Source organism: Metasolibacillus fluoroglycofenilyticus, from assembly GCF_003049645.1.
Taxonomy (GTDB): Bacteria; Bacillota; Bacilli; order Bacillales_A; family Planococcaceae; genus Metasolibacillus; species Metasolibacillus fluoroglycofenilyticus.
On sequence record NZ_PYWK01000036.1, the window covers coordinates 1 to 289 of the forward strand.

At 36.7% G+C, this 289-nt stretch carries 1 rRNA gene; it reads left to right on the forward strand.

Going from position 1 to position 289, the window contains the following annotated elements:
* Nucleotides 1–184: 184 nt before the first annotated feature.
* Nucleotides 185–289, forward strand: a 23S ribosomal RNA gene (locus tag C9J36_RS17165); the annotation flags it as partial.

A 289-nucleotide genomic window follows, 5' to 3' on the forward strand; every position in this document is an offset into this window, starting at 1 on the left:
CGACATTGAAAGTAACAAGTTTTAAATAGATCAAGTAATTGATCGTGTAAGTTCTTAAATCTTATTTCTTTTATGAGATAAGTTGTAACTAACAAACTTGCTTGAAAATACAATACGTATTGAAAGCAAATGAAGATTTCGAGATATAAGCAATTCAAAATTGCGATGTATATCGAAAGCTGAAGGTTAAGTTATTAAGGGCGCACGGTGGATGCCTTGGCACTAGGAGTCGATGAAGGACGGCACTAACACCGATATGCCTCGGGGAGCTGTAAGTAAGCTTTGATCC